General features: G+C 75.0%; 15 protein-coding genes. 13 read left to right on the plus strand and 2 right to left on the minus strand.

Going from position 1 to position 19,490, the window contains the following annotated elements; translation table 11 throughout:
• Positions 1-36 precede the first annotated feature (36 nt).
• From CTZ28_RS32180 to cobI, 7 genes are all read left to right on the plus strand, one after another.
• On the plus strand, positions 37-978 hold the full coding sequence (locus tag CTZ28_RS32180) for a cobalamin biosynthesis protein (RefSeq protein WP_121893245.1): 942 nt from the start codon (positions 37-39) through the stop codon (positions 976-978).
• Positions 975-2,486, plus strand: a complete 1,512-nt coding sequence (locus CTZ28_RS32185; protein ID WP_121893246.1) for a cobyric acid synthase — start codon at positions 975-977, stop codon at positions 2,484-2,486. Before CTZ28_RS32180 ends, CTZ28_RS32185 begins: the two co-directional genes overlap by 4 nt.
• A complete protein-coding gene (cobN, locus tag CTZ28_RS32190; protein ID WP_121893247.1) occupies positions 2,483-6,133 on the plus strand; it encodes a cobaltochelatase subunit CobN in 3,651 nt (1,216 codons plus the stop codon). Before CTZ28_RS32185 ends, cobN begins: the two co-directional genes overlap by 4 nt.
• Positions 6,134-6,302: 169 nt before the next feature.
• A complete protein-coding gene (locus CTZ28_RS32195; RefSeq protein WP_121893248.1) occupies positions 6,303-8,300 on the plus strand; it encodes a putative cobaltochelatase in 1,998 nt (665 codons plus the stop codon).
• Positions 8,300-8,899, plus strand: coding sequence for a cob(I)yrinic acid a,c-diamide adenosyltransferase (gene cobO / locus CTZ28_RS32200; protein ID WP_121893249.1), 600 nt, complete (start codon positions 8,300-8,302; stop codon positions 8,897-8,899). Before CTZ28_RS32195 ends, cobO begins: the two co-directional genes overlap by 1 nt.
• Positions 8,893-10,269 (plus strand): cobyrinic acid a,c-diamide synthase CobB, encoded by a 1,377-nt coding sequence (locus CTZ28_RS32205; protein WP_121893250.1) that lies wholly within the window; start codon positions 8,893-8,895, stop codon positions 10,267-10,269. Before cobO ends, CTZ28_RS32205 begins: the two co-directional genes overlap by 7 nt.
• Positions 10,266-10,997 carry a precorrin-2 C(20)-methyltransferase gene (gene cobI / locus CTZ28_RS32210; protein ID WP_121893323.1) on the plus strand — a complete coding sequence of 244 codons (732 nt, stop codon included), beginning with the start codon at positions 10,266-10,268 and terminating at the stop codon, positions 10,995-10,997. Before CTZ28_RS32205 ends, cobI begins: the two co-directional genes overlap by 4 nt.
• 16 nt (positions 10,998-11,013) lie before the next feature.
• Here the strand turns inward: cobI and CTZ28_RS48820 are convergent, their stop codons facing one another.
• Positions 11,014-11,883, minus strand: coding sequence for a ZIP family metal transporter (locus tag CTZ28_RS48820; protein ID WP_259471917.1), 870 nt, complete (start codon positions 11,881-11,883; stop codon positions 11,014-11,016).
• Between the two features lie 95 nt (positions 11,884-11,978).
• Here CTZ28_RS48820 and cobM point away from each other — a divergent pair, with 95 nt between their 5' ends.
• From cobM to cobC, 6 genes are read left to right on the plus strand one after another with little or no spacing between them, the layout of a single operon-like run.
• Positions 11,979-12,797 (plus strand): precorrin-4 C(11)-methyltransferase, encoded by an 819-nt coding sequence (gene cobM, locus CTZ28_RS32225; protein WP_121893251.1) that lies wholly within the window; start codon positions 11,979-11,981, stop codon positions 12,795-12,797.
• Between the two features lie 5 nt (positions 12,798-12,802).
• Positions 12,803-14,035 carry a precorrin-6y C5,15-methyltransferase (decarboxylating) subunit CbiE gene (gene cbiE, locus CTZ28_RS32230; RefSeq protein WP_121893252.1) on the plus strand — a complete coding sequence of 411 codons (1,233 nt, stop codon included), beginning with the start codon at positions 12,803-12,805 and terminating at the stop codon, positions 14,033-14,035.
• Positions 14,032-15,726, plus strand: coding sequence for a precorrin-3B C(17)-methyltransferase (cobJ, locus tag CTZ28_RS32235; RefSeq protein WP_121893253.1), 1,695 nt, complete (start codon positions 14,032-14,034; stop codon positions 15,724-15,726). The genes cbiE and cobJ overlap by 4 nt, the downstream gene beginning before the upstream one ends.
• Positions 15,723-16,313: a precorrin-8X methylmutase gene (locus CTZ28_RS32240; protein WP_121893254.1), complete on the plus strand. Its 591-nt coding sequence runs from the start codon at positions 15,723-15,725 to the stop codon at positions 16,311-16,313. The genes cobJ and CTZ28_RS32240 overlap by 4 nt, the downstream gene beginning before the upstream one ends.
• A complete protein-coding gene (locus CTZ28_RS32245) occupies positions 16,310-17,242 on the plus strand; it encodes a sirohydrochlorin chelatase (protein WP_121893255.1) in 933 nt (310 codons plus the stop codon). The genes CTZ28_RS32240 and CTZ28_RS32245 overlap by 4 nt, the downstream gene beginning before the upstream one ends.
• Entirely contained in the window at positions 17,232-18,326 is a 1,095-nt protein-coding gene (gene cobC, locus CTZ28_RS32250; RefSeq protein ID WP_121893256.1) for an Rv2231c family histidinol phosphate aminotransferase CobC, read from the plus strand. Before CTZ28_RS32245 ends, cobC begins: the two co-directional genes overlap by 11 nt.
• 51 nt (positions 18,327-18,377) lie before the next feature.
• Here cobC and CTZ28_RS32255 read toward each other — a convergent pair whose 3' ends face one another.
• Positions 18,378-19,307 (minus strand): SCO1860 family LAETG-anchored protein, encoded by a 930-nt coding sequence (locus tag CTZ28_RS32255; RefSeq protein ID WP_183154694.1) that lies wholly within the window; start codon positions 19,305-19,307, stop codon positions 18,378-18,380.
• Positions 19,308-19,490: the final 183 nt, after the last annotated feature.

Below are 19,490 nucleotides of genomic sequence, written 5' to 3' on the forward strand. Positions count from 1 at the left end.
CCAGGTCGCTTCCCGACCCCACGGCCGGCTGAGCCGGTGCGTGCCGATCGCGTCTTCGCGTACGGCGCCGCCCTCGGCCTCCTCGGTGACCTGCTCGTCGGCGATCCGCGCCGCGGGCATCCGGTCGCCGCGTTCGGGCGTGCGGCCGGCGCGGCGGAGCGGACACTGTGGCGGGACCACCGCGGGTGGGGAGCCCTGCACACCGCCGTGTGCGTCGGCGGCGCCGCAACCCTGGGGGCCGTGGCCCAGCGGGCCGTACGCGCCTCACCCGCCGCCTCCGTGGCGCTCACCGGGGCCGTCACCTGGGCGGTACTGGGCGGCACGTCGCTCGCCCGGGAGGCCCGGGCCGTCGAACGAGCCCTCGACACGGGGGACATCGCGGCGGCCAGGGCCCGGCTGCCGCACCTGTGCGGGCGGGACCCGCAGGCCCTGGACGCCGCCGGGATCGCCCGCGCGGTCGTGGAGTCCGTGGCCGAGAACACCTCCGACGCGGTCGTCGGGGCCCTGGTGTGGGGGGCGTTGGGCGGAGTGCCCGGCCTCGTCGGGTTCCGGGCCGTGAACACCCTCGACGCGATGGTCGGGCACCGCTCGCCGCGCCACCGCCGGTTCGGCTGGGCCGCGGCGCGGCTCGACGACGTCGCCGGCTGGCCGGGGGCGCGGCTCACCGCCGCGCTCGCCGCCGCCTGCGGACCCGATGCGCGGGGCGCCGTACGGGCGTGGCGGGCCGACGCCCACCGCCATCCGAGCCCCAACGCCGGTCCCGTCGAGGCCTCTTTCGCCGGGGCGCTGGGCGTCCGGCTCGGCGGGACCCTCTCGTACGGGGGGCGCGTCGAGCACCGGCCCGTGCTCAACGGCGGCGGCCGTGCCGTCACCACCCCGGACATCGACCGCGCCGTACGGCTCTCCCGCCGGGTCGGCCTGCTCGCGCTCGGCGTCGTGGCCGCCGCGCGCCTCGCCACGAAGGGACACAGGTCATGACCGGTGGTGGTCTGCTCGTCGCCGGCACCACGTCCGACGCCGGAAAGAGCGTCGTCACCGCCGGGATCTGCCGGTGGCTGGTGCGGCAGGGGGTCAAGGTCGCGCCGTTCAAGGCGCAGAACATGTCCCTGAACTCGTTCGTCACCCAGGAGGGCGCCGAGATCGGGCGGGCCCAGGCCATGCAGGCCCAGGCGTGCCGGATCGAGCCGACCGCGCTGATGAACCCCGTGCTGCTCAAGCCCGGGAGCGAGCAGAGCAGTCAGGTCGTCCTGCTGGGCAAGCCCGTCGGCGAACTGAGCGCGCGCGGCTACCACGGCGGGCGGCAGCAGCGGCTCCTCGGCACCGTCCTCGACTGCCTCGCCACGTTGCGGGGCACGTATGACGCAGTGATCTGTGAGGGCGCCGGCAGTCCGGCCGAGATCAATCTGCGGCGTACCGACATCGTCAACATGGGGATCGCGCGGGGCGCGCGCCTGCCCGTGCTCATCGTGGGCGACATCGACCGCGGGGGCGTGTTCGCCTCGTTCTTCGGCACGGCCGCCCTGCTGTCGCGCGAGGACCAGGAACTGGTCGCCGGCTTCCTCGTGAACAAGTTCCGGGGGGACGTCTCCCTGCTGGAGCCGGGCCTCGACATGCTGCACGGCCTCACCGGGCGGCGGACGTACGGGGTGCTCCCCTTCCGGCACGGACTCGGGATCGACGAGGAGGACGGACTCAGGGTGTCCCTGCGGGGGACCGTGCGCGAGTCGGCCGTCTCCCCGCCCGTCGGCGAGGACGTCCTGCGGGTCGCCGTCTGCGCGATCCCCCTCATGTCCAACTTCACCGACGTGGACGCGCTGGCCGCCGAGCCCGGCGTCGTGGTGCGGTTCGTGGACCGGCCGGAGGAGCTGGCCGACGCCGACCTCGTCGTCGTCCCCGGGACCCGGGGCACGGTCCGGGCCCTGGAGTGGCTGCGGGAGCGCGGGCTGGCCGAGGCGATCGTCCGGAGGGCCGCCGAGGGGCGGCCCGTCCTCGGCATCTGCGGCGGTTTCCAGATCCTCGGCGAGCACATCGAGGACGAGGTCGAGTCGCGCGCCGGGCAGGTGCCGGGGCTCGGTCTGCTCCCGGTGCGGGTGCGGTTCGCCCGCGAGAAGACTCTCGCCCGGCCCACCGGCGAGGCCCTCGGCGAGCAGGTCGAGGGCTACGAGATCCACCACGGCGTCGCCGACGTCACGGGCGGCGAGCCCTTCCTGGACGGCTGCCGGGCCGGCCGGACCTGGGGCACGCACTGGCACGGCGCGCTGGAGTCGGACGGCTTCCGGCGGGCCTTCCTGCGCGAGGTGGCGGCCGCCGCGGACCGCCGCTTCGTACCGGCAGGCGACACGTCCTTCGCCGCGCTGCGCGAGCGGCAGCTCGACCGGCTCGGCGACCTGATCGAACAGCACGCGGACACGGACGCGCTGTGGCGGCTCATCGAGTCGGGCGCGCCAACAGGACTGCCCTTCATCCCACCGGGAGCGCCCGCATGAGCACAGTGTTGTTGTTGTCGACCGCCGACACGGATCTGCTGGCGGCGCGTGCCTCCGGCGCGTCCTATCTGATCGGCAACCCGACCAGGATCGATGTCGCAGAGGAACTCCCGGGGCTGCTGCGCCGCGCCGACCTCGCCGTCGTGCGGCTGCTGGGCGGCAAGCGGGCCTGGGAGGACGGGCTGGCCGCGCTGCGGGCGTCCGGCGTGCCGACCGTGCTGCTCGGCGGCGAGGCCGTCCCGGACGCCGAGTTGATGGCCGAGTCGTCCGTGCCGGCGGGGGTCGTCGCGGAGGCGCTGCGCTACCTGGTGGAGGGCGGCCCCGCCAACCTCACCGAGCTCGCCCGGTTCCTGTCCGACACCGTGCTGCTGACCGGCGAGGGCTTCGACGGACCGCGGCAGATGCCGGAGTACGGCGTCCACGGCGAGCGCGCCCACGTCGCGGACCGCCCGACCGTCGGCGTGCTCTTCTACCGGGCCCACGAACTCAGCGGCAACACCGCCTTCGTGGACACCCTGTGCGACGCGATCGAGGCGCGCGGCGCCAACGCCCTGCCCGTGTACTGCGGTTCGCTGCGCGGCGCGGACGCCGGGCTGTACCGGATCCTCGGCCGGGCCGACGCGCTCGTGGCGACCGTGCTCGCCGCGGGCGGCAGCCACGCCTCGCAGGCGTCGGCGGGCGGCGACGAGGAGGCCTGGGACGTCGGGGCGCTCGCCGATCTCGACATCCCCGTGCTGCAAGGGCTCTGCCTGACCTCCTCGCACAGCGCCTGGGCCGCGTCCGATGCCGCCCTGTCCCCCATGGACGCGGCGATGCAGGTGGCCATCCCGGAGTTCGACGGGCGGCTGATCACCGTGCCGTTCTCCTTCAAGGAGCAGGGACCGGACGACGTGCCCGTGTACGTCGCCGACCCCGAGCGGGCCGGGCGGGTCGCCGGGATCGCCGTACGGTACGCGCGGTTGAGGCACCTGGCGAACGCCGACAAGAAGCTGGCGCTCGTCTTCACCGCCTACCCGACCAAGCACTCCCGGGTCGGCAACGCGGTCGGCCTGGACACGCCCGCTTCGGCGGTGCGGGTGCTGGACGCGCTGCGCGACGCCGGCTACTCGCTCACCGAATACCCCGCGGGCGGCGACGAGTTGATCCACCGGCTGATCGAGGCCGGCGGGCACGACGTGGAGTGGCTGACGGAGGAGCAGCTGGCCGCCGCGCCCGCGCGGGTGCCGCTGGCCGACTACCGGGCGTGGTTCGACGGGCTCGACCCGGAGCTGCGCGGCGCCATGCTGGAGGCGTGGGGCGAGCCGCCCGGCAGCCTGTACGTCGACGGGGACGAGATCGTGCTCGCGTCCTTGCAGTTCGGGAACGTCGTCGTGATGATCCAGCCGCCGCGCGGCTTCGGCGAGAACCCCATCTCGATCTACCACGACCCCGACATGCCGCCGTCCCACCACTATCTGGCCGCCTACCGCTGGCTGGAGAACAGCTTCGGCGCCGACGCGATCGTGCACATGGGCAAGCACGGCACGCTGGAGTGGCTGCCCGGCAAGGGCCTCGGCCTGAGCGCCGGCTGCGCCCCGGACGCCGTCCTCGGCGACCTGCCCCTCGTCTACCCGTTCATCGTCAACGACCCCGGCGAGGGCACCCAGGCCAAGCGGCGCGGCCACGCCACCGTCGTCGACCACCTGGTGCCGCCGATGGCCCGCGCCGACACCTACGGCGACCTGGCCAAGCTGGAGCAGCTGCTGGACGAGTACGCGCTCGTCTCCGATCTGGACCCGGCGAAGGCACCGGCGGTGCGCAGCCAGATCTGGACGCTCGTGCGGGCAGCGGAACTCCAGCACGATCTGCATGTGGACGAGCAGCCGGACGACGATGAGTTCGACGAGTTCGTCATGCACATCGACGGCTATCTGTGCGAGATCAAGGACGTGCAGATCCGCGACGGCCTGCATGTGCTCGGCGGCGGCCCGGTCGGCGAGCCCCGCGTCAACCTGGTCCTCGCGGTGCTGCGCGCCTCCCAGGTGTGGGGCGGGCAGGCCAACGCGCTGCCGGGGCTCAGGGCCGCGCTCGCGGCTCGTTTCGGGCTCGACGAGAAGGAGTTGCTGGCCGCGCCGGGCGCGCCGGTGAAGGTGCCGGCCGAGCTGACGGACCTGGTGGCGGGCCCGTCCCGGACCGCCGCCGACGCGATCGACCTGCTGGAGCAGCTGTGCCGGCGGATCGTGGCAGGGATGGAGGCCCGCGGCTGGGCGACGGCCGAGAGCGCGCCGCTGGTCCGCGAGGTACTGGGCGGCGACCTGCCGGACGCGCTGGCCGTGCTGGAGTTCGCGTGCACCGAGGTCGTACCGCGGCTGGCCCGGACGACCGACGAGATCGGGCACATCCTGCACGCGCTGGACGGCGGTTATGTGCCGGCGGGCCCGTCGGGCTCCCCCACCCGCGGGCTGGTCAACGTCCTGCCGACCGGCCGGAACTTCTACTCGGTCGACCCCAAGGCCATTCCGTCCCGGCTGAGCTGGGAGGTCGGCCAGTCGCTCGCGGACTCGCTGGTGCAGCGCTATCTCCAGGACACCGGCGCGTACCCCAGCTCCGTCGGCCTGACGGTCTGGGGCACCTCCGCGATGCGCACCCAGGGCGACGACATCGCGGAGATCCTGGCACTGCTCGGCTGCCGCCCGGTCTGGGACGACGCCTCGCGCCGGGTTACCGGCTTCGAGATCGTGCCGCTCGCCGAACTCGGCCGGCCCCGCATCGATGTCACGGTCCGTATCTCCGGCTTCTTCCGGGACGCGTTCCCGCATGTGGTCGGGCTGATCGATGACGCGGTACGGGCGGTGGCCGAGCTGGACGAGCCGGCCGACCGGAACTTCGTGCGCGCGCACGCCGACGAGGACACCGTGGAGCACGGCGACCGGCGGCGCGCGACGGCCCGGATCTTCGGCTCCAAGCCGGGCGCGTACGGGGCCGGTCTGCTGCCGCTGATCGACGCCCGCAACTGGCGCTCCGACGCGGACCTCGCCGAGGTGTACGCGGTGTGGGGCGGCTACGCGTACGGGCGCGGGCTCGACGGGCGGGCGGCGCGCGGCGACATGGAGACGGCGTTCCGGCGGATCGCCGTGGCGGCGAAGAACGTCGACACGAGAGAGCATGACATCGCCGACGCGGACGACTACTTCCAGTACCACGGCGGCATGGTCGCCATGGTGCGGCATCTGACGGGGGCGAACCCGGAGGCGTACGTCGGCGACTCGGCCGTGCCCGACCAGGTCAGGACACGCACCCTCGGCGAGGAGACGCACCGGGTCTTCCGGGCGCGCGTGGTCAACCCGCGCTGGATGGCGGCGATGCGGCGGCACGGCTACAAGGGTGCCTTCGAGATGGCGGCCACCGTGGACTACCTCTTCGGCTACGACGCGACGGCGGGCGTGGTCGACGACTGGATGTACGAGAAGCTCAGCGCGGAGTACGTCTTCGACGCCGAGAACCGGGACTTCATGAAGAAGTCCAACCCGTGGGCGCTGCGCGGGATCACGGAGCGCCTCCTGGAGGCCGCGGACCGCGGGCTGTGGGCGGAGCCGGACCAAGAGACCCTGGACCGGCTCCGGGCGACCTACCTCGAACTTGAGGGAGATCTGGAGGGAGACGCGTGATCTCCCTGCGAATCCCCGCGTCGGCGGGGAGCACTCGACGTGTAGGTCTTGGTGCAGCTCTGCCGCGGGACCACCCCCGCGTCGGCGGGGACCAAGACTCGACCATGGCATGCCTACAGCCAGAGCGTGATTCGTTCTGTGACGCGTCACCTGAAGGAGTGTTCACCGCATGAGCGCGCCGTACCCATTCACTGCCATCGTCGGGCAGGACGACCTCCGCCTGGCACTCCTGCTCAACGCGGTGAGCCCCGCGGTCGGCGGAGTCCTCGTTCGCGGCGAGAAGGGCACCGCGAAGAGCACCGCCGTGCGGGCGCTGTCGGCGCTGCTGCCCGAGGTGGCCGTCGTACCGGGCTGCCGTTTCTCCTGCGACCCGGCCTCGCCTGACCCGGCGTGCCCGGACGGGCCGCACGAGGCGGGCACCGGCGCCGTCCGCCCCGCGCGCATGGTCGAACTGCCTGTCGGCGCCTCCGAGGACCGGCTCGTCGGCGCGCTGGACATCGAACGTGCGCTGGCCGAAGGCGTGAAGAGCTTCGAGCCGGGCCTCCTGGCGCAGGCGCACCGCGGCATCCTCTACGTGGACGAGGTCAACCTCCTCCACGACCACCTGGTCGACCTGCTGCTGGACGCGGCGGCGATGGGGGCCTCCTACGTCGAGCGGGAGGGTGTCTCCGTACGGCATGCCGCGCGTTTCCTGCTGGTCGGCACCATGAACCCCGAAGAGGGCGAACTGCGCCCGCAGTTGCTGGACCGGTTCGGGCTGACCGTCGAGGTGGCCGCCTCGCGGGAGCCGGAGCAGCGGGTGGAGGTCGTGCGGCGCAGGCTCGCCTACGACGACGACCCCGCCGGTTTCGCCGCGCGCTGGGCCGGCGAAGAGGCCGCCGTACGGCAACGGATCGTGGCGGCGCGGGAGTTGCTGCCGTCGGTGCGGCTGGGCGACGGAGCGCTGCGGCAGATCGCGGCGACCTGCGCGGCCTTCGAGGTGGACGGCATGCGCGCCGACATCGTGATGGCGCGCACCGCGACTGCGCTGGCGGCCTGGGCCGGGCGGACCGACGTGCTCGCCGAGGACGTGCGGCAGGCGGCGCTGCTCGCGCTGCCGCACCGGCGGCGGCGCAATCCGTTCGACGCGCCGGGCCTGGACGAGGACAGACTGGACGACACGCTGGAGGAGTTCTCCGGGCAGGACGAGGGCGACGACGATCCCGATCCCGATGGGCCCGGCGGCGGTGGCGGACAGCCGGCGCCCGACAGCGGCCAGGACGGCGGGGACGGCACCGCACGGCCCGAGGCCGGTGAGGGCGGGGAACCGCAGACCTCGGGCGGGCGGGAGCAGCCGGCCGCACGGGCCGCCGAGCCGTTCCGGACCAAGGTGCTGAGCGTGCCGGGGATCGGCGAGGGCGCCGCCGGGCGGCGGTCGCGGGCGCGCACCGAGCACGGGCGCACCACCGGGGCCCGCCGGCCCCAGGGCGCGCTGACCGCGCTGCATCTGGCCGCCACCGTGCGGGCCGCCGCCCCGCACCAGCGGGCGCGTGGCCGCACCGGACCCGGGCTGCTCCTGCGTCGTGACGATCTCAGGCAAGCGGTGCGCGAGGGGCACGAGTCCAATCTCGTGCTGTTCGTGGTGGACGCCTCCGGATCGATGGCGGCGCGGCAGCGGATGGGCGCCGTGAAGGGCGCGGTGCTGTCGCTGCTGCTCGACGCCTACCAACGGCGGGACAAGGTGGGGCTGGTGACGTTCCGGGGCACCGCGGCGGACGTCGCGCTGCCGCCGACCTCGTCGGTGGACGCGGCGGCGGCCCGGCTCGAGTCGTTGCCGACCGGCGGGCGGACGCCGCTCGCGGCGGGGCTGCTCAGGGCGCACGAGGTGCTGCGGGTGGAGCGGCTGCGGGATCCGGCGCGCCGGGCGCTGCTCGTGGTCGTGACCGACGGGCGCGCCACCGGCGGCCCCGAGCCGGTCGCCCTCGCCGGGCGCGCGGCGCGGCTGTTCGCGGCCGGGCAGGTCGCGTCCGTGGTCGTGGACTGCGAGTCCGGGCCGGTGCGGCTCGGGCTCGCCGGGCGGCTCGCGGACGAGCTGGGCGGTACGGCCGTCACGCTGGACGAGCTGCGGGCGGACTCGATCGCCGGTCTGGTCAGGGATGTGCAGGGGACGTCGAGGAGGGCCGGCTGATGCCGCAGGGACAGCCGAGTGTGGTGCCGGACGACGGTCTGACGACGCGTCAGCGGCGCAACCGTCCGCTGCTCGTGGTGCACACGGGCGTCGGCAAGGGCAAGTCCACGGCCGCCTTCGGTCTTGCGCTGCGCGCCTGGAACCAGGGCTGGCCGATCGGGGTGTTCCAGTTCGTCAAGTCGGCCAAGTGGAAGGTCGGTGAGGAGCGGGCGCTGCGCGTGCTCGGCGACTCCGGCGAGGGCGGGTCCGTCGCCTGGCACAAGATGGGCGAGGGCTGGTCCTGGGTCCAGCGGGACGCGCAGCTGGACAACGAGGAGAAGGCCCGGGAGGGCTGGGAGCAGGTCAAGCGGGACCTGGCGGCGCAGACGTACCGGCTGTACGTGCTCGACGAGTTCGCGTACCCGATGCACTGGGGCTGGGTGGACACGGACGAGGTGGTCGCGGTGCTGCGCGACCGGCCGGGCTCCCAGCATGTAGTGATCACCGGGCGGAACGCGCCCGGCAAGCTGGTGGACGCCGCCGACCTCGTCACCGACATGTCGAAGGTCAAGCACCCCATGGACGTGGGCCAGAAGGGCCAGCGGGGCATCGAGTGGTGACGTCCGTACCCCGTCTGGTCGTCGCCGCGCCCGCGTCGGGCAGCGGCAAGACCACGGTCGCCACCGGGCTGATGGCGGCGCTGGCCGCGCGGGGGCGCGCCGTGTCCCCGCACAAGGTCGGGCCGGACTACATCGATCCCGGGTATCACACGCTCGCCGCCGGGCGGGCGGGCCGCAACCTCGACGCGTATCTGTGCGGGCCCGAGCTGATCGGCCCGCTGTTCGCGCACGCGGCGCGCGGCTGCGACATCGCCGTCGTCGAGGGCGTGATGGGGCTGTACGACGGTGCCGCCGGGGAGGGCGAGCTGGGGTCCACGGCGCAGGTGGCGAAGCTGCTGCGGGCGCCGGTCGTGCTGGTGGTGGACGCGTCCGCGCAGTCGCGGTCGGTGGCGGCGCTGGTGCACGGGTTCGCGTCCTGGGATCCGGAGGTGCGGATCGGCGGCGTGATCCTGAACAAGGTGGCGTCCGACCGGCACGAGGAGCTGCTGCGGGAGGCGTTGGAGTCGGTCGGGGTGCCGGTGCTGGGGGTGCTGCGGCGGGCCACGGCCGTGTCGACGCCGTCCAGGCATCTGGGGCTGGTGCCGGTCGCGGAACGGGGGTCCGCGGCGGTCGACGCCGTGCGGGCGATGGCGGCGCTGGTGTCCCAGGGGTGTGACCTGGGCGCGCTGGAAGCACTCGCCCGTGCCGCCGGTCCCCTGCCGGAGGGCTCCGCCCCCTGGACACCCGCCTCGCCCGCGCTCCACCCGCTGCCGCCGGCCGACGGGCCGGTGCCGACGGTCGCCGTCGCCGGTGGCCCCGCCTTCACCTTCTCCTACGCCGAGCACACCGAGCTGCTCTGCGCCGCCGGTGCCGAGGTGGTGACCTTCGACCCGCTCCGGGACGAGCAACTGCCCGAGGGGACGGCCGGGTTGGTCATCGGAGGCGGTTTTCCCGAGGTGTACGGCGCCGAGCTGTCCGCCAACGCGCCGCTGCGCGACGCCATCGCCGAACTCGCGTGGCGCGGCGCCCCCGTCGCCGCCGAATGCGCCGGACTGCTCTATTTGTGCCGGGAGTTGGACGGCCGGCCGATGTGCGGGGTGCTGGACGCCGGCGCGCGGATGACCGAACGGCTCACCCTCGGCTACCGGGACGCGGTCGCCGTCAGCGACAGTGTGCTGGCCGAGGCGGGGACGCGGATGCGGGGGCACGAGTTCCACCGGACCGTCGTCGCGCCGGGCGCGGGGGCGGCCCCGGCGTGGGGCGTGCGGGGCCCGAAGCCGCGCGTCGAGGGTTTTGTGCACCAGGGGGTGCACGCGAGTTATCTGCACACGCACTGGGCCGCGCGGCCCGGCGTGGCCCGTCGGTTCGTGGAGAGGTGCCGGACGTCATGAGCAGCAGGCTGATCGGGGTCGGGGTCGGCCCCGGCGATCCGGAGCTGGTGACCGTGAAGGGTGTGCACACGCTGCGCGCCGCCGATGTCGTGGTCGTCCCGGTGATGGACACCGGGGAGCGCGGGCGCGCGGAGGCGACCGTGCTGCACTACGTGCCCGCGGAGAAGGTCGTCCGGGTGGTGTTCGCGCTCAACGAGCGCACGGACCGGGCCCGGCGGGAGGCCGCCTGGGACGCGGCCGGGGAGCGGGTCGCGCAGTTGCTGCGGGATGCGGGGTCCGTGGTCTTCGCGACCATCGGCGACCCGAACGTGTACTCGACCTTCACCTATCTCGCCCAGACGATCGTGGAGCTGGTGCCGGGGACCGTCGTGGAGACCGTACCCGGGATCACCGCCATGCAGGATCTCGCGGCCCGGTCCGGCGCCGTGCTGACCGAGGGGACCGAGCCGCTCACGCTGGTGCCGGTGACCGCCGGGGCGGCCGTGCTCAAGGACGCGCTGGCCGGGCCCGGCACGGTCGTCGCGTACAAGTTCGGGCGGCGGGCCGGCGAGGTGGCCGAGGCGCTGCGGGAGACCGGGCGGCTCCAGGACGCCGTGTGGGGTTCGGCGCTGGGCCTGCCGGAGGAGTCGATCCGGCCCGCCGCCGACCTCGACGGGGCGCCGCTGCCGTATCTCTCCACACTCATCGCGCCGGCCCGGCGCGACGGCCCGCGGGGCGGCAAGCTGTGACCGCCGCCGGGGCGGCTCAGCCGGCGATGCCCACCACCAGCCAGATGAACGCGGCCCCGGCAACGGTGCACAGCACGGTCGAGCGGGCAGGGTGCTGATGGTGCGCCTCCGGGAGGATCTCGGCCGCGGCGAGGTACAGGAGCACGCCGCCGAAGAGTCCGAGATAGCCGCCGAGCACATGCTCGGGGATGGTGAAGAACACCGTCGACAGGGCGCCGGCCAGCGGGGCGCACGCGTCGGCGAACAGCATCGCGAGCGCCTTGCGGCGCGCGTTGCCGTACAGGCTGGTGAGGGTGAACGTGTTGAAGCCGTCCGCGAAGTCGTGGGCGATCACCGCGAGCGCGACCGCCACGCCCATGCCGCCGTCGACCTGGAAGGCGGCGCCGATGGCCACGCCGTCCATGGCGCTGTGGCCGACCATCGCGCCGGCCGCGGTGAGCCCGACCTCGGGCGAGCGGTGATCGTGGGGCCGCGGCGGCGCGCCGGTGTCCGGCAGCGCTGCGGCCGCCCCCGCGGGAACGAGGCCCGGCGCGGCGGAGCCCGGCGACCCGGCGGGCCGCACGGGGACGTCCGCCCGGTCCACCGCGGGCGGCTCGGTGCCCGCGTGTTCCGTGGCGCCGTGGGCCGCGCGGCGGACCGCCAGAAGGCGTTCCACCAGATGGGCCAGGAGGAAGCCGGCCACGAACAGCAGCAGCGCGGCCGGCACGCCGAACACCTCCCGTCCGGCCGCCGCCAGCGCCTCAGGCAGCAGGTCGAGACCCACCACGCCCAGCATCAGGCCGCCGGCCAGGCCCAGGACCAGGTGGCGGCGGTCGGTCACCCGCTGTGCCGTCCAGCCGCCGGCCAGCGTCATCAGGAACGCGCCGAGCGCGACGAAGACAGCCATGGGCCCTTGCTATCCGATCAGCCACCGCCCGCGCACATCCGGCCCGCGCACCCACCGCACCAACCCTGACATTTCGTACGAGAGGACCCGTTCCCATGGCCGATGCCCCCAGCGGCAAGGTGACCTTCGTCGGTGCCGGCCCCGGCGCCGCCGACCTGCTGACGTTCCGGGCCGCGCGCGCCATCGCCGAGGCCGACGTGGTGATCTGGGCGGCCAGCCTGGTCCAGGCCGAGGTCCTCGACCACGCCCGCGAGGGCGCGCGGATCCTGGACTCGGCGACCATGGCACTGGAGGACGTCGTCGCCGTCTACCGGCAGGCCCACGCCGAGGGGCTGCGGGTCGCGCGCGTCCACTCCGGCGACCCGGCCCTGTGGGGCGGCACCCAGGAACAGCTCGACCGGTGCGCGGAGATCGGGATCGAGACGGAGGTCGTGCCCGGCGTCTCCGCGTTCTCCGCGGTCGCCGCGATCGCGCGGCGCGAGCTGACCGTCCCCGAGGTGGCGCAGTCCGTCGTGCTCACCCGGCTCGGCGGGGGCAAGACGCCGATGCCGCCCGGGGAGGAGGTGCGCGAGTTCGCCCGGCACGGCACGACCATGGCGATCTTCCTGTCCGCCGCGCGCGGCGGGCAGTTGGTGCGGGAGCTGCTGGAGGGCGGCTATCCGACCGGCACGCCGGTGGTGGTCGCGTACCAGGCGACCTGGCCCGAGGAGCTGGTGGTGCGCTGCACGATCGGCACGCTGGAGGAGACGGTCAAGGAGCACCGGCTGTGGAAGCACACGCTCTTCCTGGTCGGCCCGGCCCTGGACGCGCGGGGCACCCGCTCGCACCTCTACCACCCCGGTCACTTCCACGGCTTCCGCAAGGCCGACCCCGAGGCCCGCAGGGCGCTGCGCGAGCGGGGCGCGAGCACATGACGCCGTTGATCACCGTCGTCGGCACGGGTACGGGGGCGCCGGTCCGGCAGGACGCCCTGGCCGGTGCCGCGCTGGTCGTGGGCGGGCGGCGGCACCTGGCGGCCGTACGGCTGCCGGACGGGGCCGAACAGCTGGTGCTCGGACCGCTCGGACCCGCCCTCGACACCATCGCGGCGTACGTCGCCGAGGCCCGGCCGGTCGTGGTGCTGGCCTCCGGGGACCCCGGGTTCTTCGGGATCGTGCGGGCGCTGGCCGAGCGGTTCGGGTCCGGGCTGCTCGACGTACGGCCCGGTGTCTCGTCGGTCGCGACGGCGTTCGCGCGCGTCGGGCTGTCCTGGGACGACGCGGTCGTGGTCAGCGCGCACGGGCGTGCGCTGCGCACCGCCGTCAACGTCTGCCGGGCGCATCCCAAGGTGGCCGTGCTGACCGGGCCGGGCGCCGGGCCCGCCGAACTGGGGTCCGCGCTCGGCGCGGGCCGGGTCCTCGTCGTGGCGAGCGCGCTCGGCGATCCCGCCGGTGAGCGGGTGGAGCGGGTGACGCCCGCCGAGGCCGCCGCCCGGGACTGGGGCACGGCGGTGAGCGTGGTCCTCTGCCTGGACGAGTCCCGGGCGCCCGGCGAGCTGCGGGCGGTGGCCGGACCGGGCGCCCGGCCGAACCGATGGGCCCTGGACGAGACCGAGTTCACCCACCGCGACTCGATGATCACCAAGTTCGAGGTGCGGGCGCTGGCCCTGGCCCGGCTCGGGCCGCGCCCGGGCGACCTGGTGTGGGACGTCGGCGCGGGCTCCGGTTCGGTGGCCGTGGAGTGCGCACGGCTCGGCGCCGCCGCCGTCGCCGTGGAGCGGACCGCGGACGGCATCGAACGGATCCGCGCCAACGCGCGGGCGCACGGCGTCGACGTACGGGCGGTGCACGGGACGGCGCCCGCGGTGCTCGCCCGACTCCCCGACCCCGATACCGTGTTCGTCGGCGGCGGCGGTCGGGAGCTGCCCGCCGTCCTCACGGAGTGCGCCCGCCGGGCCCGGCGGGCGGTCGTGGTCGCCATGGCCGCCCTGGACCGGGTGCCGGTGGCGCGCGCGGCGCTCACCGCGGCCGGGTTCTCCTGCGACGGCGTGCTGTTGCAGTCGTCGCGGCTCGCGCCGCTGCCGGGTGATGTGACCCGGCTGGCCGCGACCAATCCCGTGTTCCTGCTGTGGGGCGAGCGGCCCCGCGCGAGTGTCGAAGGAGTTGCCCAGTGATCGGCCTGATTTCCGCCACCGCGGCGGGGGCGGCGGCCCGCGACCGGCTGGCCGCGGCCTGGCCGGACCGCACCCGGGTGTACGGCGGCCCGGTCAAGGACGCCGTACGGGCCGCGTTCGCGGAGTGCGAGCAGCTGGTGTGCTTCCTGGCGACGGGGGCCGTGGTGCGGCTGATCGCTCCGCTGCTCGGCGACAAGACGGCCGACCCGGGTGTGGTGTGCGTGGACGAGGGCGGCCGGTTCGCCGTGTCGCTGGCCGGCGGGCACGGCGGCGGGGCGAACGAGCTCGCCGCGGAGGTGGGCGAGTTGCTGGGGGCGACGCCGGTGGTGACGACGGCGACGGACGCGGTGGACCTGCCCGGCCTGGACACCCTCGGCCTCCCCGTCGAGGGCGCCGTCGCGGCCGTCTCACGAGCGCTGCTGGACGGCGAGCCGGTCGCCCTGGCCGCCGAGGTGAGCTGGCCGCTGCCGCCGCTGCCGGTCGCCGCCGAGGGGGCGTACACGATCCGGGTGACCGACCGGGACGTGGCACCCGGCCCGCGCGAGGTGGTGGTGCGCCCGCCGACGCTGGTGGTCGGCGTCGGCGCCTCCCGCGGCGCCCCGGTCGAGGAGGTGCTGGAGCTGATCGCGGACGCGCTGCGGGACGCCGGGCTCTCGGCCGCGTCCGTGGCCGAACTCGCCACCGTGGACGCCAAGTCCGGGGAGCCGGGCATCGTGGCCGCCGCCGCACGGCTCGGCGTGCCCCTGGTGACCTGCTCCGCCGAGGAGCTGGCGCGGGTCGACGTGCCGAACCCGTCCGCCGCGCCGCTCGCCGCCGTCGGCACCCCGTCCGTCGCGGAGGCCGCCGCCCTGCTGCGCAGCGGCGAACTCCTCGTACCCAAGCGGAAGTCGGCCGCCCGGCCCGCCATGGTGACCTGCGCCGTCGCCCGGCGGCCCGCGCGCGGGCGGCTCGCGGTCGTCGGTCTCGGACCCGGCGCCCGCGATCTGCTCACGCCACGCGCCGCGGCCGAACTGCGGCGCGCCTCCGTGCTCGTCGGTCTCGACCAGTACGTCGACCAGATCCGTGACCTGCTGCGGCCGGGCACCCGGATCCTGGAGTCGGGTCTTGGCGCCGAGGAGGAGCGGGCCCGGACGGCGGTCGCCGAGGCCCGGGCGGGCCACGCGGTCGCGCTGATCGGGAGCGGGGACGCGGGCGTGTACGCCATGGCATCGCCCGCGCTCGCCGAGGCGTCCGACGACATCGACGTGGTCGGTGTGCCGGGCGTGACCGCGGCGCTGGCCGCCGGGGCGGTCCTGGGCGCGCCGCTGGGCCACGACCATGTGTCGATCAGCCTGTCCGACCTGCACACGCCGTGGGAGGTGATCGAGCGGCGGGTACGGGCCGCGGCCGCGGCGGACCTCGTGGTGACGTTCTACAACCCGCGTTCCCGGGGCCGCGACTGGCAGCTGCCCAAGGCGCTGGCGATCCTCGCCGAGCACCGCGAGCCGGGCACGCCGGTCGGTGTCGTGCGCAACGCGTCGCGGGCCGACGAGTCGAGCCGGCTGACCACCCTGGGTGCGCTCGACCCGGCGTGGGTGGACATGATGACGGTCGTGACGGTGGGCAACACGGCGACCCGTGAGATCGCGGGACGCATGGTGACCCCGCGCGGCTACCGCTGGCAGGACACCCGGCAGGAGGAGACCCGGTGAACCGTGTGATCCACCCGATCGAGCAGGAGTCCTTCCGGCGGCTGCGGGCCCGCCTGGACACCTCGGGCTTCGCGCCGCTGACCCGGGCGGTGGTGGAGCGGGTCATCCACTCCGCCGCCGACCTGGAGTACGCGAACGACCTCGTCATGGCCGAGGACGACCTGGTGCGGGCGCATGCCGCGCTGCACGCCGGGGCGCCGGTCGTCGTGGACGTGGAGATGGTCGCGGCCGGCATCACCCGCCGCGAGACCGTCTGCCGGCTGCGGGACGCCGGCTCCGGGCCCGGCCTGACCCGTTCGGCGCATGCGGTCCGGCTCGCGTACGAGGACGTCGGCCCCGGGGCGCTCTGGGTGATCGGCTGCGCGCCGACCGCCCTGGAGGAGCTGCTGACGCTGGACGCCTCCCCCGCGCTCGTCATCGGCCTGCCCGTAGGCTTCGTCGGCGCGGCCGAGTCCAAGGCCGCGTTGCGTGCGAGCGGGCTGCCCGCCGTCAGCAACGTCTCCGAGAAGGGCGGCTCCGCGGTGGCCGCCGCTGCCCTCAACGCCCTTCTGTACCACCCGACTTCACCGACCGAGGAGAATCAGTGACCACCCCGCCGCCCGCTCTGCTCATCGCCGGCCACGGCACCCGGGACCAGGCCGGAGCCGAGGCGTTCCGGTCCTTCGTACGGGAGTTGGGGCGCCGCCACCCCGAACTGCCCGTGGCGGGCGGTTTCATCGAGCTGTCCGCGCCGCCGCTGGGCGAGGCCGTGACCGAGCTGGTGCGGCGGGGCGTGCACCGGTTCGCCGCCGTGCCGCTGATGCTGGTGTCCGCGGGACACGCCAAGGGCGACATTCCGGCGGCACTGGCCCGCGAGAAGGAGCGGCACCCCGGCATCTCGTACGCCTACGGCCGCCCGCTGGGCCCGCATCCGGCGCTGCTCGGCGTGCTGGAGCGGCGGCTCGACGAGGCGCTCGGGGGTGCCACCCGCACGCCCGCCGACCGGGCCGATGTGACCGTGCTGCTGGTCGGCCGGGGCTCCACCGACCCGGACGCCAACGCCGAGGTGCACAAGGCGGCGCGGCTGCTGTGGGAGGGACGCGGGTACGCGGGCGTGGAGCCGGCGTTCGTGTCGCTGGCGGCGCCGGACGTGCCGTTCGGCCTTGACCGGTGCGCCCGTCTTGGGGCCCGCCGGATCGTGGTCCTGCCCTACTTCCTGTTCACCGGCATCCTCCCGGAGCGGGTGCGGCAGCAGACCGAGGGCTGGGCCGCCGCGCACCCGGACCTGGACGTGCGCTGCGCGGATGTCATCGGGCCCGAGCCGGAGCTGCTCGACCTGGTGATGGAGCGGTACACGGAGGCCGTCCGGGGCGATCTGCGGATGAACTGCGACTCGTGCGTGTACCGGATCGCGCTGCCGGGCTTCGAGGACAAGGTGGGCCTGCCGCAGCAGCCGCACTTCCACCCGGACGACGACGGACACCACCACGGATCCCAGCACGGGCACCACCACGGCGGCCACGCCCATGCCCACTGAGGACGGTGCCGGACCCGATCTGCGCCACCACGGCGACGCCGAGGTCCGGGACGACGGCTCGGCGCTGGTCGACCTCGCGGTCAACGTCCGCGCCGGCACCCCGCCGGACTGGCTGCGGGAGCGGATCGCCGCGTCGCTGACCGGTCTCGCGGCCTACCCGGACGGGCGGGCCGCGCGGGCGGCGGTGGCGGCGCGGCACGGGGTCGGGGCGGACCGGGTGCTGCTGACCTCCGGTGCGGCCGAGGCGTTCGTGCTGCTCGCCCGGGCCCTGAAGGTGCGCCGGCCGGTGGTGGTGCACCCGCAGTTCACGGAGCCGGAGGCGGCGCTGCGGGACGCGGGGCACACGGTGGACCGGGTGCTGCTGCGTGCCGAGGACGGCTTCCGGCTGGATCCGGCGGCCGTCCCGGAGGAGGCCGATCTGGTGGTGATCGGCAATCCGACGAACCCCACCTCGGTGCTGCACCCGGCCGCGACGATCGCCCGGCTCGCCCGTCCCGGGCGGACGCTGGTGGTGGACGAGGCGTTCATGGACGCGGTGCCGGGCGAGCGCGAGGCGCTGGCCGGCCGGACGGACGTGCCCGGACTCGTCGTGCTGCGCAGCCTGACGAAGACCTGGGGCCTGGCCGGGCTGCGCATCGGCTACCTCCTGGCCGCCCGGGAGACCGTCGCGGAGCTGGCGCGGACCCAGCCGCTGTGGCCGGTGTCCACACCGGCGCTGGCGGCGGCGCAGGCGTGTGTGACACCGCGGGCGCTGGCGGAGGCGGCGCGCGCGGCGGATCTCATCGCGGCCGACCGGGCCCACCTGGTGGCGGGCCTGTCCGCGTTCGCCGCGCGCGGGGTGCGGGTGGCGGAACCGGCCGAAGGCCCGTTCGTCCTGGTCCGCATGGCGGACGCCGCCGGGGTGCGGCGGCGGCTGCGCGACCTCGGTTACGCCGTGCGCCGCGGGGACACCTTCCCGGGGCTCGGCGCGGACTGGGTCCGGATGGCGGTGCGCGACCGGGCCACCACGGACGGGCTGCTGCGCGCCCTGGTCTCAGCGCTGCCCGGTCCGTCCGGCCCCCCGACCGGACGGCACCCGGACTGACCCCTCCCCCATCCCCCACGGGAGGGGCCGGCGCTCAGGCGCGTCGGACGGTCAGTTCCGGCGGCGTGCCAGGGCCACCGCGCCGCCGCCCGCGAGGACGAGCGCGAGCGCGCCGCCCGCGATGTACGGCGTCGCCGAGTTCCCGCCGGTCTCCGCGAGGTCGGCCTGCGCCGGGGCGCCCTGGGGCTTCACGTCCGCCGCGGGCTTGGCCGGGTCCGCCGGGTCGGCGGGCTTGGCCGGCTCGCTGGGCTTGGCGGGTGCGGCGGGTGACTCGCAGGTCGCCTTGGCGAGGGTGACGGTCCCCTCGACCTCGGCCACGTTCAGCTTCAACGGGTTGACGGAGACCTTCAGTTCGAGGGCGGTGGCGGCCGCCGTACGGGAGGTGGTCTCGCGCTTCGACAGGTCGAGGCGCACCTCGCCGACCGCGGGTACCTGGACGACGGTCGGGCCGCCCGCGCTGAGCGTGATCCGCTTGCCGAGCGCCGTCACCGCGCCCAGCACGTTGGCGGAGGCGGTGGGCTGCTTGCCGGCCTCGCAGGTCGCCTTGGAGGTGACCGCGTCGATCTCGACGAGGGACAGCAGGGGCAGCCCTGGGACGTGCAGCTTGACGTGGGCGAGGTCGACGGAGCCCTCGGCTCGGCCGTCGGCCACGGTGGCCTTGGCGGCGGCCACGTCCGCGCCGAGCACGGTGAACGGCTTGCCGCCGTCCACGCCGTCGAGCCGGGCGGACAGCGCCGTCTTGTCGGCGCTCTGCGGCGCCTGCACCTCGTTGAGGGAGACCGCGAGCGGAAGGTTCACGGTCTTGTTGAGCAGGGAAACATCAAGTCCGGTGCGCAGGACGACGGCGCTGGCGCGACCCTGGTCGGTGGTCGCGTGCGCGGCGCTCGCGCCGGCCAGCGCTGCCGGGCCCGCGGCGAGGACCGTGGCCGTCGCGACGGCGGCCAGACGGCGTGCGGACATACGGAAATCGTTGCTGTTCAAGGCGGTGGGACCCCCACTGGAATCTGCTTGGGACCCGGCCAGGATTACGCACTGTGGGTGAACAAACAGCAATCCTGAGTTACTTCACTCGTTCGTGGACTTTCCGCAGGGGCTTTCGAATCCCACGGCACAGGAGTTCCCCCGCGTTCCCCTGCCCCACGATTGCCCCACAATTACCCCGCA

The sequence above is a fragment of the Streptomyces shenzhenensis genome (assembly GCF_003688995.1).
GTDB classification, from domain to species: Bacteria; Actinomycetota; Actinomycetes; order Streptomycetales; family Streptomycetaceae; genus Streptomyces; species Streptomyces shenzhenensis_A.